This is a genomic window from Bacillus sp. FSL W8-1141 (assembly GCF_038593205.1).
Taxonomy (GTDB): domain Bacteria; phylum Bacillota; class Bacilli; order Bacillales; family Bacillaceae; genus Bacillus; species Bacillus altitudinis.
In genome coordinates, this window is the sequence record NZ_CP151973.1 from 3,586,490 (window position 1) to 3,610,632 (window position 24,143).

Sequence of the window (24,143 nt, forward strand, 5' to 3'; positions counted from 1 at the left end):
TGCTCAAGATTCATTTGCTAGTTTCAGTGCATGTTCTAGAATTTTTTCTCCATTCGCTGTTCCATATAATCTTACATTTACCACATCGACAGGTATATGATAAGGTGCCGCTGTTTTTTCTGCTGCCTTTCTCATAAAGCTAACTTGCGGTCCTAGCAAAATGACCTTTACATCGTCCCCATGCTCTTCTAATTCGTCCGCAATGGCCCCTTCAGGTATCGCATAAATTTCATAATCCAGCCCTTTTCCTTCTGCGGCTGCCTTCATTTTAGATACCACAATCGACGTCGACATTCCTGCTGCACAAGCGAGAATGATTCGCTTCATATCCCATCACTCCTATTGATAAATGACATCTGGTTCATCCCTTAATTTCCTCGTTTGGATTAATGTTTTGAACCAGTATCCTGACGCTTTCATCTGACGATTCCTTTCATTCTCCAGTTGGATCTCTACTAATCCGTAGCGATTCTTGAATGCATTCATCGGCGAGACATTATCCGTAAAAGCCCAGAGCATATATCCCTTGCAGTTTGAACCTTCTTTTTTCGCTTGAACGGCTTTTTTCAAATGCTGGCTGATAAATGAAATTCGGTACTGATCATCAATGATGCCGTCTTCGTTTTTAAACCGCTCTTCCTGCTCGACCCCCATACCGTTTTCAGCCACAAACCACTCGATATTGCCGTATTCTTCTTTTATTCTCATGCCCATATCATAGACGATATTCGGATAGATTTCCCAGCCTCTGAATGGATTCATTTTTCTCCCTGGGAGCTCAAATAGATCGTAATAATAAGATGGATGAAACGGTGTATTTTCGTTCCAAGCCTTGCTAGGTGCCTTAACGCGATGCGGATAGTATAAATTAAGACCGACCACATCGACTGTATGATCTTTAATGATCTGAAGCTCTTCTTCCGTTGCATCGAAAAAAATGTCATGCTTTTTCAACACATCAAGCAGTTCTTCTGGATACTCGCCTTTAATGGAGGGATCTAAGAACACGCGATTAAAAAACAAATCATACATGCGGGCCGCTTCTTGATCATGCGGAGCAGTCGATCTCGCATACGTCACTTCTGGATTGAGAATGACCCCGATTTTTGCACCGGCTGATTCCTTCAAGCCCATTTCCTGAAAAAGCTTCACCACTTTTGATGTCGCCAAGGCTTTATGATAGTTCCACTGCATCCATTTCTTCGTATTTTGCTCGAAAGGATAACGAATAGCATCTAGATACACACGAGTCTGAACAACAATTGGTTCATTAAAGGTAAACCAATATTTGACCCGGTCTCCATAGCGTTCAAACACCTTTTCTGCATAGAGAACAAACAGCTCGACAACATGTTTAGATGACCAGCCGCCGTACTTTTCAAGCAAAACGGCAGGAAGCTCATAATGCTCTAAGCAAAACATTGGCTCTACACCTGCTTCAAGTAATTCATTGATGAAATCATCAATATAACGAGCATAGATCTCATCTACAATTCCATTCTCGTAATCTATGAGAAACCTCGACCAATTGATCGATGTCCGGTAATGAGATAACCCAATTTCCTTCATAAGGGCTACATCTTCAGGATAGCGCTCGTAAAAATTCGTTGCTCCTGCTGGTCCGTATCCTTCGTGCCATACGTGATACCCCTCCTTATACCAAAGGTCTATATACGAATCCTGATGCGGTTTCTTCCCTTTCCAACCCTCCGTCTGCCAAGCAGAAGCCGCAGCACCTAGAATAAAGTCATTGGGTATGTCGATTTTGTTCATGTTGCCACCTGCCCTTTCTTCATTTGAATTTGAAGTCCTTCCCACATCCCTTGTAAATACATAGCCCCAAGTGCCCGGTCGTATAATCCATAGCCAGGTCTGCCCGTCTCACCAAAGATCATTCTTCCATGATCTGGCCGGACATAGCCAGCAAACCCTTCTTCAAACAATGCTTTCACAATCGCCCCCATATCGAGACTGCCTGCTGACGACAGGTGTGCCGACTCTTCAAAATCACCGTTTTCATACAAATTGACATTGCGTAAATGAGCAAAGTGTATACGCCCTTTTTTGGCATACTTTCTCGCAAGTGAAGGAACATCATTTTTCGCATTACAGCCTAGGGAACCGGAACAAAAGGTCAGTCCATGCTGTGAGCGTTCATCGAGCTGAAGGATACGATCTATTTGTTCTTCACAACTGACAATGCGGGGCAGACCAAATATGTTCCAAGGAGGGTCATCTGGATGCAGTGCCATGTTCATGTTCTCTTCCGCTGCAACTGGAAGGATATTTCCCAAGAAATAGTCTAGGTTCTCAAACAACCCTTCCGCACCCAATGCCCTGTATGCAGCCATCAACTTTCTCATTTCTTCCTGCGTATAAGACGTATCCCATCCTGGTAAGGAAAGTCGATCTTTTTCTATATCCATCTGTTCAAGCTGATGCTGAAAATAAACAAGGGTCGTCGATTGATCAGCTAGTGGGAAATCGAGCTGTGTTCGTGTCCAATCAAGGACTGGCATGAAGTTATAACAAATGACTTTCACACCATGCCTTGCTAATCTCCGGATATTTTCTTGATAATGCTCGATATAAGCATCCCGGCTAGGCTTTCCCAGCTTAATATCTTCATGGACCGGGAGACTTTCTACGACTTCAAAAGCAAGATCGTGACGTTCGATTTCCGCTTTTAAATGAGCAATACTTTCCTCCGGCCACAGATCACCAGCCGGCACATCATAGACTGCACTGACAATCCCTTTCATGCCGGGAATTTGCCGAATATATGAAAGGGAGACAGGATCTTCTTTGCCATACCATCTAAATTGCATGTTCATTCATGAGCCCTCCTTCTATTCTGAATCAGGTGCTGCTTCTGGCTTCCGGTTGGATAAGAGGACAAAAGGTAAATAGATGAAAACAGCGACAACAATACAGATGAGCTGTGTGATGACAGCCCCCATACTGCCAGCGGTAGACAGCCAAGCATTCACAATCGGAGGTGTCGTCCACGGCACCATCACCACCGCTTTCCCGGCAAAACCTGTAGCGGTTGCGATATAACCAATCGTACCTGTCACGAGTGGTGTGACGATAAACGGGATCGCCATCACAGGGTTCAACATGACAGGTAATCCGAAAATAACTGGTTCATTGATGTTAAACAGTCCAGGTCCTGATGAAAGCTTGGCAATGCTACGCATCTCTTCCCTTCTTCCTGCTATAAAAATGGCGATCAACAGACCAATCGTCACACCCGAGCCACCAATGCTCATATACACATCCCAAAATGGCATCGTGATAATATTTGGAATCTCTTTTCCCTCTTGAAATGCTGTCATATTCACTGCTATTGATCCTAATAACAGCGGCTCGCGGATCGGTTTAATCATTTGGTTGCCATGAATACCGATCACCCAGAAAAATTGAGCCACAAACATTAACGTTAAAATACCAGGCAGTCCCTGCACAACGCTTTCAAGCGGACGCTGCACGACGTTATACACCGCTTCATGCAAATAAATGCCTGTCACACGGTGAAACGCAAACCCGAATGAACTAATGATCGTAATCGTAATAATTGATGGGAAAAGTGAAGAAAAAGACGTCGCCACATTTGATGGAACAGAATCTGGCATCTTAATTTGCAGCCACTTCACCTCGGTAAGCTTACAAAAAATCTCTACAGAGACGATGGCAATGATCATACCCAAAAATAAGCTTTTTGGATCGGAGAATTGCCTCGCCAGCACATCAACAACCTCACGCATCGATCCATCGACTTCAAGAAGAAGTGTCGTCGGAATAACGGATATAAATGAAATCAATGCCATTAATCCTGGGAATAACGATTTATGTCCATTGATTTTCCCGAGCTCAATCCCGATGAGGAACACAGCCCCGATCGTTAAAAAGTTCAGCGTGGCATAATTGATTGCCTTCATAATTGGCTGAAGCTCTGCTAAAAACCTGAATATCTCAAAATGGGCAAGCCCCGTTTCCGGGCTCATGATCATATTTGCGACCAGTACAGCAAAAGCCCCCGTAATGATGATTGGCATTAATGTGACAAATGCTTGCTTAATCGCCATAATATATTTCTGATTTGTAATACGATAAGCGACATGTCCCATGACGTCGGCCGCTCTCTCTTTAAAGCTCATGATCCGTCTCCCCCTTTACAAAAACTCGTGATCATCCTCCTTTTTGATGTTATTTTAAAAGCGCTTTCATTAACATCTAATCTTTTTCCTCACAGATGCGGAAATGGGTGTCCTTTTTTTTCATCTGGCTGTTCCAACACGTGCAGCGCCGCCGTCAGTTCTTCAAATGAAGCAGCTTTGATGATTTGCTCCACCACTTCCTTCTGCTCTGTCAAACGCACAAGAAATTGATAGAGTGACTGCAATTCTTTCTGATACGTCTTCTGTATACTTAACAAACAGACGACCTGTACCCGATCGTCGCCCCACAGCACTGGTTTTCTCAACGTACAGATCGCACAAAACGTATCCTCTGTTGCCGGTTTGATTGGGTGAGGGATCGCGACCAAATGACCGAACGACGTAGGTGACACTTCCTCTCTTTCCAGCAATAGCTGTTCAAAATCATTTGGGATTCGGTTTTGTTCCTGCAATACATTCACGAAAAATTGAAGAACCTCTTCCCTTGTTTGTAGATCTTGCTGAAAAAAAGTCATCTTCGGACTGATATATCGCAAGACCCCCATTTCTTGTGACCCCTGCACAAATCGTTTCAGCCTCAACATATCGTCTTCACTGAGGATCGTATGTACATCAATCACTGGCACAGGTAGTGTGTTCTGAAGCGGGATGGTACTAATGATCAAATCGATACTTCTCAAGTCATACGACAAAAGGTCACTGACACTTGCAGTTCCAGCAATCTCTAGCCTTTCGCTAAAGGCGGCCTTCAGCTTATGGAGAAGAAGCTGACTGCTCGCGACACCCGTTGCGCACACAATCAAGCATTTTTTTCTCACAGTCTGAGTTTTTGTCCGCTCTATGGCAGCACCAATATGCAGCGCCAAATATCCGATTTCATCTTCATGAATCTCTACATTCTCTTTTTCCTTCAGCCATCTTCCCATATAGACACCTGCTTCAAAAGCAATCGGATAATGCCTTTTTATGTCTGATAAATAGGGGTTACGGATGTTCATATCATATCGGAACCGATGAATCGCTGATCTCAGGTGAAGACTTAGTCCCACAATCAATTCCTTGTCTGTCTGAATATCAAGTGACATGTGCTCTTCGACATAACCAAGTAATTGATGAGTTAAACGGAAATGCTCTTCATCAAGCATGTGAAATAGCGTGTGGCCCGTTTCTCCATACGCCATCATTTTTGCCCCCATTAAATGAATCGCAATATAGGCCATTTCAGATAATGGAAAATCTATACCGAGTACGTGACGCATATCTTCTGCCATTTGCCTCGCCACTTGAAAAGCGGGCTGTGTTTGAATGTCTTTGAGTTCTCCTTCCGGCATCATGACCAATTTTTTCTCTTCAATTCGTTTGCACGCAATGGCGATATGTGTCACTAAGTTGCTTAAACCGATCTCTGACACATGAAGGCCGCTTGCCTTTGTACGTGAACGCACCATATCTTGAATCAATTGATATGTTTCTTCAGGTAAAAGGGCAGGATTCGGATGCTCCTGCTGAAACACATGCTCAGCTAGACAATACCTTAATTTCATTTCATCTCCAGTCAGCCTCAGTCCATATTTAGGACGGTGTGCAACAGAGAGGCCATGTAAAGAGAAAATATGCTTGACTGCTTTCAGGTCATTTTTCACAGTAGATTCACTCACAAATAATTCCTCGGCCAATTCATCTAATTTCATATAGTCTTCGGACAATAAAAGCCTTCTCAATAAATAAGAGATACGATCCTCCGGCTGATTTGGAATAACTTGATTCTTTTTTTCATTTCTTTCTCTCATTGAGTTTTTCAAAAAAGTACGAAATGCTCCATAATCTTCGACAGTCAATGTATACCCGGCTCCACGTTTCATATGAAGTGTTGCCCCATGTGCTTCTAATATTGATTTAAGCGCTTTCATATCTGTTCGAACTGTTCGTGATGTGACGCCTATCAGGCGTGCAATTTCTTCACCTGTCAGCTCCTGCTCTGCCTGCATTAACCGCCTCAACAGCTCCTCCTGACGTAGAGATAACATAGACTCCCCTCCCTTGGTCAATTACTTTTGCCTATCATCATAAACGAAAATAGAACTCTTTGCCCAGTTTTTCTTTCCGACCGGGAACTTTGTTATGGCTCAAACGTATGAATATGAAACAAGAGGAGGGATACATCATGTTTGTTATCATCATCATACTAGCTACTTTAGGCGCCATTACCGCCCACATGTTTACACCAAAAGATAAGCGTTCATCTTCTAAGCATTCTGCACATCACAGTTCAACAACCAGTAACTATACTGATTCGTATACACATCACGCTTCTGATGCCTCCTGCGGTGGTGATTCTGGTGGTAGCGGTGGATGTGACTAAACCAAAAAAACAGCCGCTTGTTCAGCCGGCTGTTTCGTTTATTTTATTAAAGAGCTTTCCAGCCCCGTTCAATTAAATGTTTGACATCCTTTGCAAAATCCTCGCCTTTTTCCATCACATCTTGGGCTCTTCCTGCAAAATTACTAGCGACAGCGAGTTCCATTTTTTTTAACTCAAAGTGCATAATCTTTTGGTCTATCTCCGTAATATAGGTTTCATACTTATTGTTCACAATGTCGTGCAGCACGTGATAGGCTTCTTTCCGATGACGGTGAAAGTCCGTTCCTCTCTCACCTTTCCATGACGAATCTAGAGCAGGCTTCTTGATTTCCTTTATGTCAGACTGCGCAAGATCTTGTTCTGTTCGAATATTACTTTTGGCTGTCTTTAACCGAGAGATCATTTCGTCAAATTCTGCACGTTTGTTTTCAATCCCCATATGCAGATGGTGCAGCATCTCGGATAAACTCATGTCATCCACCTCTATTAGACCTCATAAGAAAGCACGGCGTCAGCGTTTTTGAAACCGAGCAGATCATCTGCTTTTTCCAGTCCTGACATTTCTATCGTTCGCTTTCATTAAGTATAGTATAAGGTGAAAAGCCTTAGGCTTAAATAGGGAAAAGGTGTCCTTTTAACATGGTGTTTGGAAGAAAAACGGAATAATCTAGGGTCATAAATCCCGAATTATATATGAGTCTTTAAGACTATATTTTACATCATACTCCGCTACGCTATCAATAAAACGATTAGGGCTTATGATTTTGCCGCAATTGCCTCATCCTGTTCTTTTAGCGTCTTCACATTTGAGCGTGTATCCTGAACGTTTTTGATCAAGGCTTCTTTAAAGCTTGAGACCATTTCGCCCACCTCTGCTTCACGTGCCGTCCATTTGGTTACAAATTCAAGGCTATTTTCACCAGCTTTATCTGCTGCTTTTTTCATTGTTAAAGCTTCAACTGCTTGGGAGACTTCATCTAGTTTATCCATCACTGTTTGGTAGTTTAACTTAATTTGTCCCATTATGATATCCTCCAGATTTGTTCAGCATGAAGCTCGCTTACAAGCTGCTCCATGCTTTTGAGATCAAGCGTTTTGCGTCTTCTACTGCGTCTTCTCCTTTTTCAGCCAAACGTGCGGCATCTCCAGCTAAAGAGCTGGCAAAGGATAAGGCAGCCTGCTCTGCTTCTAGTGTACTGATTTTGAATTCGATTCGGCTCACGTAGCGTGGGTATTTATCGCTTACGATCGTTTGCAGCGCTTCATGCGCTTCATTTCGCTCTGATTTGAAATCTTGGCTCCGCTCACCTTTCCAAGAGGCCCCAAGCTTTGGCTGCTTGATTTGTTTTAGATCTGTTTCTGCCGCATCTTGTTCACGTTCAACCTTACTTTTTGCCTTTTTGAGTCGAGCAATTTTCTCTTCGATCTCTGCCTTTTTATTTGAAATGCCACCGTTAAGGGCAGACAGCATATCCGATAAGCTCATATGGGTTCCTCCTCCTGTCAAAAATAAAAACGCTGCTTAGAGTCCCTCTAAACGAGCGTAATGGTGAATCGCACTTTTTCCAATATTGTTATTATAAGGTTCAAAGACTCATGTTTGAATAGGGATTTGTGCCCTTTTTATGGTATAAATATGCTTTCAATCTGCTTCATACCACACCTTAAGCCCTCTTTTATAGGGGGTCAAAATACACAACCACCCTTCTGGAAACACACATAGTCTTACGGTCCTAGGACAAACAAAAGCCGCCCGGGGAGGGGCGGCTTTTGCAGCGGCTTATGATGCCGATTCTTCTGAGTCTTGTTGATTTTTCACGTACCAAATGAATTTCCCTGTATATCCGTAGATGATGGCAAGACCAATGGCAACAAAACTCAGCCACATAAATGGTAAATAAGAGAATGTCGAGACGCCTAGAATCCCTGCCATGTAAATTCCGTTATCTGACCACGGAACCATACCAGACGTAAGTGTTCCACCAACCTCAGAGTTTCTAGATAACACACGTCTGTCTAATTTTAATTTGTCATAGCTTTTTTCCATGATTTTTGGTGTAAGAATTAATGAGACATACATTGCACAACCAAAGATATTCGCAAAGAATGCTACTACAAGTGTAGATAGGGTTACATTTCCTGCATTATATAATTTCTTCTCGAAAGTAGCGACAATTACTTTTAAGACGCCGAGATATTCAAGTACGCCACCAAAACCAAGTCCGAGAATAATGACCACTAGCGATCCAAGCATATTCACAATACCGCCACGATTTAACAGCGTATTTAAGAAATCTACATCTGAATTAATAGAGAAGCCGTTATAAGCTGTACCAAGCGCATCAGCTGGGTTCATTCCTTGGAATGCCATCGCCCAGACTGCCCCAAGCAGTGCACCAATTGCGATAACAGGCATTGACGGTTTTTTCAATACAAGTAATAGGACAACAATGACTGCCGGAATGATCATCCAAATATTAATCGTGAATGTATCCTGCAATGCTTGTTTCAAAAACTCTACTTTATCTTGATCAATATTTCTTCCACCATACATAAATCCAGTAATTGTAAACATAATAGCCGTAATCACAAAGGCCGGTATGGATAAGACCATCATGGCTCTTACATGCGCCAGCACGTCCACTTTTGAAAGAGAGGAAGCGAGCACAGTACTATCAGATAAAGGAGATAATTTATCACCAAAATAAGCGCCAGATAAAACAGCCCCAGCTACGATCGGTAATGGGATACCCAATCCTTCACCAATCGCAATCATCGCAATCCCTGCTGTTCCAACTGTACCCCAAGACGTACCAGTAGCAACAGACATAATAGAACAGATAATCAGTGTAGCTAATAAGAAGATATTAGGATGAATAAATTCCAGTCCGTAATAAATTAACGTGGGTACAACACCGCCGGCAATCCATGTACCAACAAGTGCACCTACTGCAATTAAGATTAAAACAGCCTCTAAACCATTCGATATCCCTTTTGTAATCGCATTTTGAAGATCTTTGTATGAATGCCCTAAACGAATCCCTAAAGCAATAACCATAAACCATGAGATGAACAATGCTAGCTGAATATCTAGTTTGAAGTAAAGAGTGAATGATAAAACAATTGCTAAAAATAAGCCAAGTACAGACACGACTTCTAAAATAGACGGTAGACGTGGTGTTTTCATTTTGTTTCCTCCCTTTGTGCGTGCGTTAAGCGTTTTCAAAATATTGTGAAAAAAGTGTGTCAATTCGAAAGAAAGTGAATTGCCTGTTTTTCTCTATTTCACAGGCAATTCCACATATTAATAAAATAAAATTTTTGATATTATTATCGCTCTAGGAGCTCTGCACCCGCAATGCCAGGCTTTGTCATCTCGTAAGGATTCAAAATAATATCAAGTTCTTCTTCTGTTAACACATCATTTTGCAGGCAAAGATCTCTGATCGATTGTCCTGTTAAAATGGCTTCCCTTGCGATTCTAGCCGCGGCTTCATAGCCTAAGTGAGGGTTTACCGCAGTAATGACACCTGCACTTTTTTCGACATATTCTTTCAAACGTTTTTCATTTGCTTCGATGTCCGCTAAGCAGTGATCTGTGAATGAGCGGAATCCGTTATTCATTATACTAATAGATTGAAGCAAGTTAAAGACCAGAACAGGCTCCATCACATTTAACTCAAGCTGGCCTGCTTCAGAAGCAAGACAGATGGTGTGGTCGTTCCCAATGACCTGGAATGCGATTTGGTTAATGAGCTCTGCCATGACTGGATTGACTTTTCCAGGCATAATGGATGATCCCGGCTGACGGGCTGGCAATGCAATCTCAGCAAGACCTGCACGTGGGCCAGATGCCATTAAGCGAAGGTCATTCGCAATTTTAGACATGTTCATCATGCATACTTTTAAGGCAGCAGATACTTCTGTGTATGCATCTGTATTTTGCGTCGCATCTACGAGGTGCTCTGCGCCTACTAGTGGCAGTCCAGAAATATCAGCAAGCTTCTTCACGACGATTTCGATGTAGCGAGGATCTGCATTGAGGCCTGTCCCAACAGCTGTCGCACCCATATTTACTTCATATAAATGCTGTTTTGATTGGTTGATTCGTTTAATATCTCGGCTCAGCACACGGCTGTATGCTTCAAACTCTTGTCCTAAACGGATCGGAACAGCGTCTTGTAAATGAGTACGCCCCATTTTGATGACATGATCGAATTCTTTTGCTTTCTTTTGAAATACGTCATGCATGGCCTGCATCGTCTCAAGTAAAATGTCTAACTGCTTGAGCACTGCAATATGGATCGCCGTTGGGAACGAATCATTTGTCGATTGTGACATGTTCACATGTGTGTTTGGACTTAAATGAATGTATTCGCCCTTTTGATGTCCCATGATCTCGAGGGCTCTGTTTCCAATGACCTCATTGGCATTCATATTCATAGACGTTCCTGCGCCGCCTTGAATCGGGTCTACGATGAAATATTCATGGAATTTGCCTTCAATGACTTCATCTGAAGCTTGAACGATCGCATTTCCAATTCCTTCATATAAACGTCCGACTTCCATGTTGGCTTGAGCTGCTGCTTTTTTGACAATGGCAAATGCTCGAATGAGTTCTTCATGCATGCGATATCCTGTAATCGGGAAATTCTCTTTTGCACGAAGCGTTTGAACACCATAATACACGTCTGCGGGAATTTCTTTTTCACCTAGAAAATCCTTCTCGTAACGATAAGTTGCTTGAACCATCTCGTATGACCTGCTTTCTATAGAATAGTTAAATCACTAAATCTTCTGCGATTGGCGTTTCCATAATCTTTTTCACTTCTCGTGGATCTGTTGTTTTACCTAATGCCCACATGAGCTTTGGCACGATGGCTTCTGTGTTCATGTTTCTTGAACGAGCAACCAGTTCTTGATTGATTTTACGTCCTACTTCATACACACTCATGTCTTCTCCTTCTTCGAGACACTGAGTGGTGATCACAACAGAAATGCCTTCTTCCAGCAATTCGTTGATTTTTTCTAAAAGGTTTCTTCCTTCGAAAGGAATTCCACCGCTGCCGTAGCTTTCAATGACGACTCCTTTGTACAACCCTTTGATTGAATCTAAAAACTCAGGCTTCAGTCCTGGATGCAGTTTTAGTAAACAAACGTCTGTGTTCAAGGATGCATCTAATTTAAGCGGTTTCATTGATGATCTTTTTACTTTGCTATTGTATTCAATTTGATGATTTTCAATCGATGCAATATATGGGTAGTTAATACTTTCAAATGCATCGTAGCTTTTCGTTCTTAGTTTGATTGCGCGAGTTCCTTGAATGACTCTGCCATCAAACACGACGTATACGCCGCCAACACCGTCACATGCAAAACGAATCGCATCTGTAATGTTTTTCTTCGCATCTGTTTTCTTAAACGTAATCGGGATTTGTGATCCTGTAATGACAATTGGCTTATCAGGATTTTGCAGCATATACGATAGTGCTGCTGATGTATAGGCCATTGTGTCCGTACCATGTGTGACGACAAATCCGTCATATTGATCATAATTTTCATAAATGGCTGTTGCGATATCAACCCAGTATTCAGGCTGCATATTGGTACTATCTATACTCATTAGGGACTTTGTGTCCATTGTGTAGTCTGCATTAATTTCGTTTAAATAGCTTAAAAGGTCCTCAGCTTTAACACCTGGAGCTAAACCATTTTCACTTTCTACAGATGCAATCGTCCCACCAGTGGTTAAAAGCAATAATTTCTTCAACAGGTCCACCTCTTTCAGTAAAATTACTTCGTTTGTCACACATATTATAAGCCAGCTTGTGCTATTCTATAATATACGCTTTACGCGTACCTTCATTGCCATTATAGTCACATAACGCGAATTAATCAAGAAATTATTACGCATAACGCGTACACTCTTTGTCAAAATATGATATACTGTTGTTGTATATAAAGGAGCGTTCATGTATGATACTCGATCGTTTAACCACCCTTAGAAAAAAGAAAAAATGGTCTCTCCAGCATACGGCAGATCGCCTAGGTATCGCCAAAAGCACCTATGCCGGTTACGAATCTGGGTACCGACGACCTTCGCTTGAAGCAGTGAAACTGCTGGCTGATTTGTATGATACGTCCATTGATTTTTTACTTGGTAGAACGGACGAGCCAGAGATACAACGCAAAATCTCTGATATCAAAATTGAGCTGACGGAAGCAAAAGAAGGAACCATCCATGTAGACGGCGTTCCACTAACAGATGAAGAAATCAAACAGCTTGTTGCCTTTATTCGGGCGAAAAACACTCTGAAAGTATAAACAACACAAAAAAGAGAGGTCCCTGTCATAGAGGGACCTCTCTTTTTCTGCTTACGACAGCTCACTTAATTCCTCTAACCGCCGCTTCGCTTCTTCTTTATTAAAGGAACTATAATAGCGATAATTCTCATCATCTAAGATGCGGTAATGCTGGCTTAGCACATTTTGCTGGAGACGAAACGTACCTTTTCTCACAGACGTCCGCCACCAAACCTTTCCGCCAATCGTACGTTCAACAGATAAATGCAATTCATCGTGGGCGACGACTTCCAAAATCTCAAGCGGATCATCCCCAAGTGTCCCTTTTAAAATGTCACTATCCCTGAATAATGCACATACGGCCGCAGATTGCGTCCAGTTGAGGCGAAGACGATTCTTTTCTACCTGCTGCAAATGCCGTTTGGTTAGCCCAAGCACCTCAGCCATGCGGTCCTGTGTATAGTCTTTTTCTTTTCGAATTCGTGCCATTTGTTCTGTGACGAGGTCAATTACCATTTCTTTGTCCATCTCTCATCACCTCTTGATTGTTCAGTCTTTACTGACATCTTACACGATTTCTTAAAAAAAGTGGCGTCTCACCTCATGGAATGATGGCAAAAACATCTATTGATTCTGCTTTTCACCATGACCATGCTGCTGTTTCCAATTCTCTTGGGCGGTCTCATGTAAATATGGATAAATGTTTTGTTTCACCGTTTGCTCAAATACTTCTTCATCTAAAATACTGTACGCCGGAATCTTGATCAATTTCCCATCAATTTTCCGAATGAGCACATCCATGAACAGAAATCCCCTGATACTGTAACGATGCCTGCGCATATCAATAGATTGTATGTCTTGAAAAGGGATTGTTTGTTGCCGGTATAAAACAGCGCCATTCTCTCCACGCTGAATGCGAAAAATCACATTTCCCCTCTTCGTAAAAGCCGGAAGAATCATCAAAAAAGAGATCCACCCATAGACAATGCCTAATAATCCGCCTAAAAATAAAAACAACGTATAATTCGATTCAAATGTAAGAGCTTCTGAAAATAACCAAATACCGATGATGCCAAATCCGCCCGTTGCTAAGAATGCCCATACTCTTAGAAAGGGTCTGCTCCTCACTTCTATTACTTCACTTGGATTCAAGCGCCATTCTCCTTTTCTCCATTAGAATATAGAACGTAATCCGTCCCTATGAGCCGTCTCTATCCGAAATTCATTTTCCTTCATGCCCGACACTAGCCAAGAATGCTTCTGCCCCGGAATAACAAATATCATAGACACTACATCCGGCGTATTATTTTTATCATAAGTGACCTTCATCAAAGAATCCATTTTTCCTTTTCTGACCCTTACATCAGAAACAAATGCCCGCACAAGCTCTTGGTTCTCTGCTTTATTTAGAAAAGAAGGCCAATCATCATTCCCTTGACTGGCTTGTTCTAACAGCAGTTCAAATTCTTCTGCCTGCAAATTGATGACTGGTGTGAGGTGTTCACTCATGTGTATGTTCAAAAAGGTTGTCACTTGCTCCACAGTCTGCTGATCGTCTTTTAGTTTGTGAATCTGATGCACTTGTTGATCATAAAGCGTATGGTGTGAATACACACCTGCCTGAGTCGTATGAAAGGACGTACTGACCTCTTCATCTAATGCACCAAACCTTGAAGCTTTCACGGTATGTGATGCATCGTTCATGGCTTGAATGAAATGCCGGTATTTTTCTTTATAACGGTATTGTCTATTTCGAAATTCCAGCACGTCTTTTGCCAGCAAAGAGCGACATGCAATTTCAAATAAAAATCCAAGACGTTCATCCTCTACATCTGGATAATAGGCTTCCTTTAAAGACATCCCTTGCTCAAAATAGCCTTCACTGTAAAAACTAAAGATGAGTTCCTCGATACTTAGACTTAGCTGATCCAACTTGATCTCTCCTTATCCAAAAGAAAATGCGCCCTTCAAGAAATCACCTGCACCTTTCAACAGCGAATCTGCGGTTTCTTTTGTTTTTTCTATTCCTTTATGTATCACCTGATTTGCTTGATCAATGGTGTCATTGACTGCTTTAACACCTTGACCTGCCAGTTCAAATGCTTTTTTTCCTTTATCGACAACCGCATGAATTGGGTCTTTTAATTTCACTGCGACCTGTTCTGCAAAACCAGAAGTAAGCTTGGCGACTTTTTCACCAATAAAGCCACCTACTGCTGATCCTATCGCTCCGCCAACGACTGTTCCAATCGGTCCTGCAAAGCTTCCAAGAGCGCCGCCCACAACGGCACCTGCAACAGATCCGCCTGCAATAAAGACCGTATTATTCACTGCATTACCAACAGCCTTTGCATTTTCACGCTTGAGAACTTCTGGCTGATCCCCAAATTCCGCATAGTTCTCCGCAATTTTCAGACCGCAGCCAACCGTTTCTGTTGCACCCGTGACGACCGTTGCAATGATGGCATTTCCTTTCGCAAACCTTGCACCATTTTTCAGAACAGACTTGATGCCAGCCGTGTCCTTCCAATTGATACTTCCTTTTGTGAAATCACGTACACTGTTCGTGAACGCAACTGTATCGCTAGGATAAAATTTCGTAAATTTCTTATGGACCAGGTCAGCCATCGACCAATTGGATCGTTTTAATAATTCTTTTTTACTCAGCCAAATCCTTGCCAACCGGTCAAATCTCGTTCCTTCTACCCGTCCGGTCACATCAAGAAGGAGCTTTGAATGCTGCGCAGCATAGCGGCCATTTTCTTTAATAAAGGTCGTCATGCCAAGCCCATAGTATTTTGCCTGCATCATCACAATACCAGCTAGGCTCGTGAGTGTACCATATTGATCATACAGACTGTACATTTTCCTTAAAATATCATCAGCTTCGACCATTTTATCCGTTGCATGACGAATGGCAATGTCGTCACTGCTCAATTTGCTCATTAAGGCTTGTCCAGAACCCCATGCATCTCCTACTCCAGAAAAACAGCTTCGATAACGGGGATCACAGCCTAGGATGAGGCCATCCAGTTCACTATGTAAATCGTGGTGCTTTGTTTCGATGGCCGAAAGCTCTCCTACAAAATCATTCGCCAGCCCTGTCAGCTGATCTGGATCTACTACAATGTCACGCGCCATCACATCATCTCCCTTCTCGGTTTCTTTCTCTCCGTTCTTCTCGCCTTTTTCGCTCAAGCTCTTCCATTCTGGCGATTTCAGCTTTACGTTCCTCGATTTTGACAGCAGCATCCCGCAGTTCCTGACTTGTTTCAAGCAAGTCCTTTTCAAATTGATCATAGCGTGCCACTGTTTCCTCAAAGCTTTGATCAAATTTATCTCTTGCTTCCCCTTGCCAGCCTGATCCAACTGCCTTCAGCCGATTCTCAAGTAGCTGCTTCGACTGCCGAATGCCATCAGCAGCTTCCTGGAACTTTTGAGCGAGTGCAAGTGTTTGACTAGAATCCAACTTTCGCACCCCTTTCTCCCAAATTAACGTACAAATGGATGATTTTATATGTCCTCATTATAAATAAAAAGACACCCAAAAAAATCACCCTAAAGAACCATTCAGCACATCGCAAAATAAAAGTAGGTCTTTTTCCTCTCTAATTGTCAGAGAAAGCCTTTCTTGTTATGAAGCGCATTCAAGACATGATAAAATGAACATATTCTACAAAAGGAGTGACGTATTGATGAAAGAGGAAATGATCCAGCGATTCACAAGTTATGTAAAAGTGGATACACAGTCTGATGCAGACATAGAGAGCTGCCCATCCACTGAAGGACAGCTGAACCTAGCAAGGCAGCTTGTTGAAGAGATGAAATCCATCGGCATTCAAGAAGTGACAATGGATGAAAACGGTTATGTCATGGGCACGATCCCATCTAACACAGACAAAGAAGTGCCAACCATTGGCTTCCTAGCTCATATCGACACAGCCACTGACTTCACTGGCAAGAACGTGAAACCGCAGATTCATGAGAACTATCAAGGCGGGGACATCACGTTAAACGAAGATCTACATATCGTATTATCTCCAGCACAGTTTCCAAATTTACAAAAATACCAAGGACATACGCTCATCACGACTGATGGCACGACCCTGCTTGGTGCAGATAACAAAGCAGGTATCGCAGAAATTATGACCGCCATGCATTACCTGATTGAGCATCCAGAAATCAAGCATGGAAAAATTCGTGTCGCCTTCACACCAGATGAAGAGATCGGCAGAGGACCTCACAAATTCGATGTTGATGCCTTTGGCGCTTCTTATGCTTATACGATTGACGGCGGCCCGCTAGGAGAGCTTCAATATGAAAGCTTCAACGCCGCAGGTGCAAAAGTATCAATTAAAGGAAACAACGTCCATCCAGGGACAGCAAAAGACAAAATGGTCAGTGCTGCAAAGATCGGCATGCTCTTTCACAACAAACTTCCTTCAGATGAATCTCCAGAATACACAGAAGGATACGAAGGCTTTTTCCACCTCACGAGGTTTGTAGGAGAAGTAGAAGAAGCAGAGCTGCAATATATTATTCGTGATTTTGATAAAGAGAAATTCAACAAGCGCAAAGCACTGTTTGAAAAAATCGCACACGACTTAAAAGCGGTCTACGGCGAAAACAGCATCACCCTTAGCATTCAGGATCAATATTACAATATGAGAGAAAAAATTGAGCCAGTCAAACATATCGTAGACATCGCTCATGAAGCCATGGAAAACCGCTCAGTGACACCTGTCATTGAACCAATCCGCGGCGGTACAGATGGCTCACAGCTTTCATATAAAGGACTTCCAACGCCAAACATCTTTACTGGCGGGGAAAACTTCCACGGTAAATATGAATTCATCTCTGTAGAGAACATGCTAAAAGCGTCAGAAGTGATCGTGGAAATTGCACGTTTATTTGAAGAAAAAGCATAAACATGTTTACAACCGTTCCTGTTCGGGAACGGTTTTTTAATAAAAGTTTACAATTTTCTGAAACTTTCATGACACTTAATCGTACTAATAGAGACAACCCCAGAAAAATTCTTCTTGACGAGTGCAATAACTGGAAATATAATAGTTAAAAACAACCAGTATTTTAGACCTAAAAAAGCAGCAAGAATAAACCTTTAGAACTAAACGCTATTTGCTAACTATTTTCAGTTATAAACATCACTCACCCTGTCTACACTTAAAGAATAGGATGAATTGGAGGAATGTCATATGATGATTTTATTGATTATCGCTTCACTTTGCTGCTACTTACTATTCTCTTTCAAAAAAGATAACCGCACCCAAAAACGAAAAAGCGCAGAGCTTTCGGAGTTTGAAATCTTTCGTATGCGCCGCCACTACAACGGCAAACGCCGTCACCCACTAAACGATGCACCCAAACAAGTATAAATGTAAAAAGAAGAGCCTCGTCACCAGGGGCTCTTTTTATGTATAAAAAAACGACCAAATTCATGGCCGTTTCTCTTGTTTATTTATACACCTTCGCAGGTACTTGAATCATAGGAATTCCTACATAGTACGGTGAAATTTCATATGGCTGGAAGACAACAGCGATTCCCTTTTTCGTGAAGTAGTACTGCGTGTCGTAGCCGATTTGAATATCGCTTTTTTTCAGATTCGCATAGAATTTACTTTTATGCTTCTTTGTGTAGTTATAGATATAATCTCTTACTTTTGTACGCTTTTTCTTTGTTTTTACCACATCTGTAAAGTACAGTTGCTTTGTTTTTTTCTTTGTTAACACATAGTTCATGCTCGTAACCATTGTATCCCCGTGCATGCTACCGTCATTCATGTAATCATAGTTTAGGATACTTAGTTTCTTCCCATTGTTAAATTTCGTTTTAAACGATCTCTCGTATGTGATCTTCCCAATGCCTTCTTTTTTCGCTTCGTCCTTTAAGAACAAGTACGTAGAATAAGAGAATGCAATATCTTCTTTTAAATCACGATTGATGGTTTTCATATGCGCTTTACTAAGGTTTTTCACCTGTGCATATTTAAACGTTTTTTTCTTTTTATAATAGTGTGTACTTACTTTTGCTTTTTTCACTTGTTTGGCATCCGCAGATCCAACTGGCGCAAACAACGAAACAATCAGCGAAAAAATGAGCAGGCTGATCGTTAGGCCTTTTTTCATTGTCATAGTAAAAACCCCCATTTTTGTCTATTACCAATTGAGTATACCATGACAAAAGAACCAAAAGAAGTGTTTTCTTCCATATTATTCTTTATTTTTCATGTGAGGTTTGTTTACCGTTTTCATAAGTTCCTGTATGCTTAAGATAGAATGTTAGATGAAGTGTGGTGTTTATCATAGAAGAGAATATTTTTAGTCATATCCGGACAACATTTCATAGTTTGTCCCCTACCCAGAAAAAGATTGCCAATTACATTTTACAAAACCCTCAGAAAGTTGTGCTTCATTCGATTAGTGCACTCGCTGCTGAATGCAACACAAGTGAAACGACGATCTTTCGTTTTCTGCGAAAAATTGGCTATGAGTCCTATCAAGTGTTTCGTGTCCATGTCGCGCAGGATATTGCGACCAATACACCTCAATCCATATACGGTGAGATCGAAGCATCTGATAGTGTCGCAGATATTAAACATAAGGTCATAGAGTTAACAACCAACTCTATTCAGGATATGAAACATATTTTAGAAGACCAAGCTGTGACACAATTTATTGAGCAAATGAAACAGGCACATAAAACCGTCTTCTTTGGAGCAGGTGCCTCCAGTTTTATTGCCGGAGATGCCTATCATAAGTTTCTCCAGCTTGGCTTTGAAGTGAGTCTATGCAGTGATCCTCATATGATGAATATGATTGCAACACATGCAACGGAACATGATTTTATCGTCGCGATCTCACATTCAGGGGAAAGTAGAGAAATCCTTGATGCCGTGCAATTTGCAAAGGAAAAAGGTGCAACGGTCGCCTCGATTACGAGCTATCCGAAATCAGAGCTCGCCAAGAAATCCGACTTTCATCTGCTCAGTTCATCGAGAGAAACAACCTATCGTTCTGACTCAATGATTTCTCGTATTAATCAGCTTGTGATTATTGATGTTTTGTACGTCACAGCTGTTTTAGAATTAGGATCAAATGCAATCGACAACGTCAAACGTTCTCGATTAGCTGTAGCTAAAAATAAAACATAATCGACCATAGACCGGAGCTGTTTCCGGTCTTTTTTTGTGACTTTTCTCATATTTTCCGTTGACACATTCCTATTTCGTCATGTACATTAAATGAACAATAGTTTATTTCCTACTATTAATTTAAATCGATAGTATATATACTAACAAAAAGAAAAGAAAGCGCTTTTTGTAAGGGGTTTCTAAATAGGAGGCGGACAAAATGGCAAAACAAATTGGATTCATTGGATTAGGCATTATGGGGAAACCTATGGCACTCAATCTATTAAAAGCCGGTCATACTGTGACTGTTTTCGATATTCATACAGAAGCTGTTCTAGCATTAAAAGAATTGGGCGCAAATGCCGCTGCATCAGCTGCTGAGGCAGCATCTGAAAGCGATATCATAATCACGATGCTTCCAAAAGGTGAGCATGTAGAAGCAGTCGTAGCAGGTGAACAAGGCATATTGGCTACAGCAAAACCTGGCACGATCATTATAGATATGAGCTCTATTTCACCTGTTACTTCTAGAGCATTAGCGGCACTGGCAAAACAGCATCAGGTCGAATTTATCGATGCTCCTGTCAGTGGCGGAGAGCCAAAGGCGATAGACGGGACACTTGCGATTATGGCGGGCGGAGAAAAAGAGATTTTTGAACAAGTAAAGGATGTCCTCTATGCCATGGGCACAGATGTCGTATTAGTTGGATCAAATGGAAGCGGGACAACCGCAAAGCTTGCGAATCAAATCATCGTCAACTTAAATATCGCTGCCATGTCCGAGGCACTCGTCCTTGCCGCTAAGTCTGGCATTGCGATTGATAAAATGTATGAAGCCATCCGAGGTGGACTGGCAGGAAGTGCTGTACTCGATGCGAAGGTTCCTCTCATTTTAGAACGAAACTTTGAGCCTGGCGGACGTATTGACATCAACTTAAAGGATTTAACCAATGTCATGGAAACTGCCCACGATATCGGCGTTCCTCTCCCGCTTTCTAGTCAGCTGCTGGAAATCTTCCACGCCCTCAAAGCGGACGGAAAGTCTGGACTTGATCACGGTGGGATCGTTCAATATTACGAAAAAATGGCTCATGTTGAAGTGAAGAAAGGATGAGGTTCTATGAAACAAAGCATTGAGTTACTAAATGCCATTCCGAAAGCGGATTCAGACCGCATTCAATCAGCATACGAACAAGCACTAAACCATTTTCACCATAAAGTGATTGTATTAGACGATGACCCAACAGGCATTCAAACCGTACACGGCGTCTCTGTTTTCACCGATTGGTCAGAGAAAAGCATTGAAGCTGGTTTTCTTGAAGACAGCCGTATGTTCTTTATCTTAACCAACTCTCGCAGTATGACAGAGAAAGAAACGGCGGTTCTTCATGAAACGATCGCATCAACGATTGTGAAAACGGCTGAACGGCTTGATCAAGATTTCATCATTGTCAGCCGGGGGGACTCCACCCTACGTGGACACTTCCCGCTAGAGACTGAAATTCTCAGAACGACCATTGAACAGCAAAGCTCCCGCCAATTTGACGGCGAAATCCTTCTTCCCTTTTTTAAAGAAGGCGGCCGCTTTACGATTGGCAATATTCACTACGTACAGGAAGGTCACGAATTAATTCCTGCTGGTGACACAGAATTTGCATTGGATCGTACATTCGGATTTCAATCTTCTCACCTCGGAGAATGGATCGAAGAGAAATCAAACGGATCGTTCACTAAGGAAAACACTACTTATATTTCTTTAGAAGATATCCGGGCTTTACGTATTGAACAAATCAAGGATCAGCTGATGACCGTGAAGGATTTTCAAAAAGTGGTTGTAAATGCAGTAGACTATGACGATGTCAAAGTCTTTGTCATTGCCCTCATAGATGCCATCAAAGCAGGTCAGCACTTTCTATTTAGAAGTGCGGCAGCTCTCACAAAAGTGCTTGGCGGTGTTGAGGATCAAGCACTATTAACTAGACAAGACTTAATACAGGAAGAAAGCACGCACGGTGGCCTCATCATGGTCGGTTCCCATGTCAAAAAAACAACCGAACAATTGCGAGCGCTGCAGCAAAATAAAGACATTGCATTTATTGAATTTGATACACACCTCGTGTTAGAACCTGAAGCATTTCAAGAGGAAATTGACCGCGTGATTCAACAAACTGAACGGCTTTTAACAACCGGGCAATCGGTTGCTGTTTATACAAGGAGAGAACGGCTTGATCTTGGGGACGATCGTCAAGAGGAAGAATTGAAACTGTCTGTTCAGATTAGTGATGCTGTGACAAGCATTGTTCAGCGCCTCTCCATTCGCCCTAAGTACCTCATTGCCAAAGGCGGAATCACCTCAAGCGATATTGGAACAAGAGGACTCAGTGTCAAACGTGCGACCGTCGCAGGTCAAATCAAACCAGGTATTCCCGTTTGGCAAACAGGCGAAGAAAGCAAATTCCCATTCATGTCTTATGTGATTTTCCCGGGAAATGTTGGCTCAAAGGATACGTTAAAAGAAGCAGTAGACATACTTGAAGGATAAAGCAGAGGGAGCGTTCACGCTCCCTTATGCAACACAAAGGAGGAAAGATCATGTCGTTAGTTTTTATCGGACTTGGCGTTTTGTTATTACTTTTACTCATGGTTGTCTTTAAGTTAAACGCTTTCATTTCGTTGATTATTGTCTCTTTAATCGTTGCCGTTTTAGAAGGCATGTCACCACTTGAAGCGATTGCTTCAGTCGAAAAAGGGCTTGGAAGTACACTCGGCCATCTGGCGTTGGTTCTTGGCTTTGGAGCGATGCTTGGTAAATTGATGGCTGATTCTGGCGGTGCTCAACGTATTGCCATGACACTCATCGACCGCTTTGGTATCGGGAAAATCCAATGGGCGACGATGCTGACTGGATTTGTTATCGGAATTGCTCTATTTTATGAAACCGGATTCATTATTCTTATTCCATTAGTCTTTACCATTGCTCAAGCCGCAAGACTTCCTGTGTTGTATGTGGGAATGCCGCTCGTCGCTGCACTCATTACAACACATGGCTTCCTCCCTCCTCATCCAGGGCCGACAGCCATTGCCAATGTATTTCAAGCCAACATGGGACAAACCTTATTGGTTGGAATTATTTTAGCCATTCCTGCTGTTTTAGTAGGCGGACTTCTGTTTACGAAACTATTTAAGAAAGATCAACTGCATGCACACATTCCAAAGGACTTGTTTAATCCAAAGGAATTTACAGAAGAGGAAATGCCAAGCTTCGGCATTAGTATTTTCACCGCTATTTTACCTGTATTGCTCATGACATTCAGAGCATGTTTAGAAATTTTCTTCCCGTCCTCCCCGCTACTACCGGCGGCTGAGTTTTTAGGTGAGCCGGCGATTGCCCTATTAATCTCTGTGCTGCTTGCCATCTACACATTTGGTCTTGGCAGAGGAAAGAGCATGCAGGACGTCATGAAGTCGATTACGGATTCAATTGGCTCCATTGCGATGATTCTATTGATCATTGCAGGCGGCGGCGCCTTTAAACAGGTGCTCATTGACAGCGGCGTTGATCAATACATTGCAGGGATTATGCAAGGAAGCACACTGTCTCCTCTGCTCCTCACTTGGCTGATTGCAGCTGTCCTTCGTGTCTCTTTAGGGTCAGCGACTGTCGCGGGTCTCACAGCAGCTGGCATTTCTGCACCGCTGATAGGTTTGACGGGAGTCAGCCCAGAATTAATGGTGATTGCAACAGGCGCCGGCAGTATAACATTCTCTCATGTGAATGATGCGGGTTTCTGGATTTACAAAGAATACTTTAATCTGTCGATGGCTCAAACTTTTAAAACTTGGACATTAATGGTGACTGTTCTATCACTTGTTGGATTAGCTGGTGTTCTCGTCGCTGATTTGTTTATGTAGGAAAATAAATAGGAAAAACCATTGACTTTTTCTCGAAAAGATTGAATAATTGTGTTTATTAAGAAAATTGAATCAAAGGTAACCTTATTAAGAGTGGTGGAGGGACTGGCCCTGTGAAACCCGGCAACCGCTGTTCCTAGGAACAGAATGGTGCTAATTCCTTAAGCAAGCTGATGCTTGTTTGAAGATAAGGCAGAGATCTCACAGTATATGATGCTCTTCCTTATCCAAGGA

Annotated in this window: 25 protein-coding genes and 1 riboswitch; of the genes, 8 read left to right on the forward strand and 17 right to left on the reverse strand. The window is 42.1% G+C overall.

Annotated features, from left to right (window positions below; all coding sequences use genetic code 11):
• Positions 1 to 3: 3 nt before the first annotated feature.
• From NSQ52_RS18480 to NSQ52_RS18500, 5 genes are all read right to left on the reverse strand, one after another.
• A complete protein-coding gene (locus NSQ52_RS18480; protein ID WP_008345616.1) occupies positions 4 to 327 on the reverse strand; it encodes a PTS sugar transporter subunit IIB in 324 nt (107 codons plus the stop codon).
• A 12-nt stretch (positions 328 to 339) separates the two neighbouring features.
• Positions 340 to 1,773, reverse strand: coding sequence for a glycoside hydrolase family 1 protein (locus NSQ52_RS18485; protein WP_342473741.1), 1,434 nt, complete (start codon positions 1,771 to 1,773; stop codon positions 340 to 342).
• On the reverse strand, positions 1,770 to 2,834 hold the full coding sequence (locus tag NSQ52_RS18490; RefSeq protein ID WP_342473743.1) for a mannonate dehydratase: 1,065 nt from the start codon (positions 2,832 to 2,834) through the stop codon (positions 1,770 to 1,772). The genes NSQ52_RS18485 and NSQ52_RS18490 overlap by 4 nt, the downstream gene beginning before the upstream one ends.
• A gap of 15 nt (positions 2,835 to 2,849) precedes the next feature.
• Positions 2,850 to 4,160 carry a PTS transporter subunit EIIC gene (locus NSQ52_RS18495; RefSeq protein ID WP_024719533.1) on the reverse strand — a complete coding sequence of 437 codons (1,311 nt, stop codon included), beginning with the start codon at positions 4,158 to 4,160 and terminating at the stop codon, positions 2,850 to 2,852.
• 89 nt (positions 4,161 to 4,249) lie between these two features.
• A complete protein-coding gene (locus NSQ52_RS18500; RefSeq protein ID WP_342473744.1) occupies positions 4,250 to 6,208 on the reverse strand; it encodes a BglG family transcription antiterminator in 1,959 nt (652 codons plus the stop codon).
• Positions 6,209 to 6,345: 137 nt separating this feature from the next.
• Between NSQ52_RS18500 and NSQ52_RS18505 the strand changes: the two genes are divergently transcribed.
• On the forward strand, positions 6,346 to 6,543 hold the full coding sequence (locus NSQ52_RS18505; RefSeq protein WP_203143845.1) for a hypothetical protein: 198 nt from the start codon (positions 6,346 to 6,348) through the stop codon (positions 6,541 to 6,543).
• Between the two features lie 46 nt (positions 6,544 to 6,589).
• Here NSQ52_RS18505 and NSQ52_RS18510 read toward each other — a convergent pair whose 3' ends face one another.
• The 6 genes from NSQ52_RS18510 to NSQ52_RS18535 form a co-directional block, all read right to left on the reverse strand.
• The gene (locus NSQ52_RS18510) at positions 6,590 to 7,015 is read right to left on the reverse strand and encodes a DUF5082 family protein (protein WP_342473746.1); all 426 of its coding nucleotides are present in this window, start codon (positions 7,013 to 7,015) and stop codon (positions 6,590 to 6,592) included.
• 284 nt (positions 7,016 to 7,299) lie between these two features.
• The gene (locus tag NSQ52_RS18515) at positions 7,300 to 7,566 is read right to left on the reverse strand and encodes a YwqI/YxiC family protein (RefSeq protein ID WP_008345634.1); all 267 of its coding nucleotides are present in this window, start codon (positions 7,564 to 7,566) and stop codon (positions 7,300 to 7,302) included.
• A gap of 37 nt (positions 7,567 to 7,603) precedes the next feature.
• The gene (locus NSQ52_RS18520; RefSeq protein WP_274660466.1) at positions 7,604 to 8,029 is read right to left on the reverse strand and encodes a DUF5082 family protein; all 426 of its coding nucleotides are present in this window, start codon (positions 8,027 to 8,029) and stop codon (positions 7,604 to 7,606) included.
• 294 nt (positions 8,030 to 8,323) lie between these two features.
• The gene (gene nhaC / locus NSQ52_RS18525) at positions 8,324 to 9,730 is read right to left on the reverse strand and encodes a Na+/H+ antiporter NhaC (protein WP_024719537.1); all 1,407 of its coding nucleotides are present in this window, start codon (positions 9,728 to 9,730) and stop codon (positions 8,324 to 8,326) included.
• Between the two features lie 143 nt (positions 9,731 to 9,873).
• The gene (gene aspA, locus NSQ52_RS18530; protein WP_017368335.1) at positions 9,874 to 11,295 is read right to left on the reverse strand and encodes an aspartate ammonia-lyase; all 1,422 of its coding nucleotides are present in this window, start codon (positions 11,293 to 11,295) and stop codon (positions 9,874 to 9,876) included.
• 28 nt (positions 11,296 to 11,323) lie between these two features.
• Complete coding sequence (locus tag NSQ52_RS18535) at positions 11,324 to 12,313, reverse strand: asparaginase (protein ID WP_017358664.1); 990 nt, start codon at positions 12,311 to 12,313, stop codon at positions 11,324 to 11,326.
• A gap of 206 nt (positions 12,314 to 12,519) precedes the next feature.
• Between NSQ52_RS18535 and NSQ52_RS18540 the strand changes: the two genes are divergently transcribed.
• Positions 12,520 to 12,867 (forward strand): helix-turn-helix transcriptional regulator, encoded by a 348-nt coding sequence (locus NSQ52_RS18540; RefSeq protein WP_017368336.1) that lies wholly within the window; start codon positions 12,520 to 12,522, stop codon positions 12,865 to 12,867.
• A 51-nt stretch (positions 12,868 to 12,918) separates the two neighbouring features.
• On the opposite strand, the gene NSQ52_RS18545 is transcribed toward NSQ52_RS18540, so the two are convergent.
• The 5 genes from NSQ52_RS18545 to NSQ52_RS18565 form a co-directional block, all read right to left on the reverse strand.
• On the reverse strand, positions 12,919 to 13,374 hold the full coding sequence (locus NSQ52_RS18545) for a helix-turn-helix transcriptional regulator (protein ID WP_041091561.1): 456 nt from the start codon (positions 13,372 to 13,374) through the stop codon (positions 12,919 to 12,921).
• 96 nt (positions 13,375 to 13,470) lie between these two features.
• A complete protein-coding gene (locus NSQ52_RS18550; RefSeq protein WP_024719538.1) occupies positions 13,471 to 13,998 on the reverse strand; it encodes a YfjD family protein in 528 nt (175 codons plus the stop codon).
• 21 nt (positions 13,999 to 14,019) lie between these two features.
• Positions 14,020 to 14,778 (reverse strand): hypothetical protein, encoded by a 759-nt coding sequence (locus NSQ52_RS18555; protein WP_024719539.1) that lies wholly within the window; start codon positions 14,776 to 14,778, stop codon positions 14,020 to 14,022.
• Between the two features lie 12 nt (positions 14,779 to 14,790).
• Positions 14,791 to 15,987 carry a glycine zipper domain-containing protein gene (locus NSQ52_RS18560; protein ID WP_017358662.1) on the reverse strand — a complete coding sequence of 399 codons (1,197 nt, stop codon included), beginning with the start codon at positions 15,985 to 15,987 and terminating at the stop codon, positions 14,791 to 14,793.
• 4 nt (positions 15,988 to 15,991) lie between these two features.
• Complete coding sequence (locus tag NSQ52_RS18565; RefSeq protein WP_017358661.1) at positions 15,992 to 16,315, reverse strand: WXG100 family type VII secretion target; 324 nt, start codon at positions 16,313 to 16,315, stop codon at positions 15,992 to 15,994.
• A 226-nt stretch (positions 16,316 to 16,541) separates the two neighbouring features.
• On the opposite strand from NSQ52_RS18565, the gene pepT reads away from it, so the two are divergent.
• On the forward strand, positions 16,542 to 17,774 hold the full coding sequence (pepT, locus tag NSQ52_RS18570; protein ID WP_024719540.1) for a peptidase T: 1,233 nt from the start codon (positions 16,542 to 16,544) through the stop codon (positions 17,772 to 17,774).
• A gap of 288 nt (positions 17,775 to 18,062) precedes the next feature.
• Positions 18,063 to 18,242 carry a hypothetical protein gene (locus tag NSQ52_RS18575; RefSeq protein ID WP_008345664.1) on the forward strand — a complete coding sequence of 60 codons (180 nt, stop codon included), beginning with the start codon at positions 18,063 to 18,065 and terminating at the stop codon, positions 18,240 to 18,242.
• A gap of 79 nt (positions 18,243 to 18,321) precedes the next feature.
• Here the strand turns inward: NSQ52_RS18575 and NSQ52_RS18580 are convergent, their stop codons facing one another.
• Positions 18,322 to 18,999: a DUF3298 and DUF4163 domain-containing protein gene (locus NSQ52_RS18580; RefSeq protein WP_045033745.1), complete on the reverse strand. Its 678-nt coding sequence runs from the start codon at positions 18,997 to 18,999 to the stop codon at positions 18,322 to 18,324.
• 161 nt (positions 19,000 to 19,160) lie between these two features.
• Here NSQ52_RS18580 and NSQ52_RS18585 point away from each other — a divergent pair, with 161 nt between their 5' ends.
• From NSQ52_RS18585 to NSQ52_RS18600, 4 genes are all read left to right on the forward strand, one after another.
• Positions 19,161 to 20,018, forward strand: a complete 858-nt coding sequence (locus NSQ52_RS18585; protein ID WP_024719230.1) for a MurR/RpiR family transcriptional regulator — start codon at positions 19,161 to 19,163, stop codon at positions 20,016 to 20,018.
• Between the two features lie 199 nt (positions 20,019 to 20,217).
• Positions 20,218 to 21,111 carry a 2-hydroxy-3-oxopropionate reductase gene (garR, locus tag NSQ52_RS18590; RefSeq protein WP_159145248.1) on the forward strand — a complete coding sequence of 298 codons (894 nt, stop codon included), beginning with the start codon at positions 20,218 to 20,220 and terminating at the stop codon, positions 21,109 to 21,111.
• Positions 21,112 to 21,117: 6 nt separating this feature from the next.
• Complete coding sequence (locus tag NSQ52_RS18595; protein ID WP_342473748.1) at positions 21,118 to 22,539, forward strand: four-carbon acid sugar kinase family protein; 1,422 nt, start codon at positions 21,118 to 21,120, stop codon at positions 22,537 to 22,539.
• A gap of 50 nt (positions 22,540 to 22,589) precedes the next feature.
• Complete coding sequence (locus NSQ52_RS18600) at positions 22,590 to 23,909, forward strand: gluconate:H+ symporter (protein ID WP_008345676.1); 1,320 nt, start codon at positions 22,590 to 22,592, stop codon at positions 23,907 to 23,909.
• Positions 23,910 to 23,990: 81 nt separating this feature from the next.
• A riboswitch (SAM riboswitch) is annotated at positions 23,991 to 24,103 on the forward strand.
• Positions 24,104 to 24,143 lie beyond the last annotated feature (40 nt).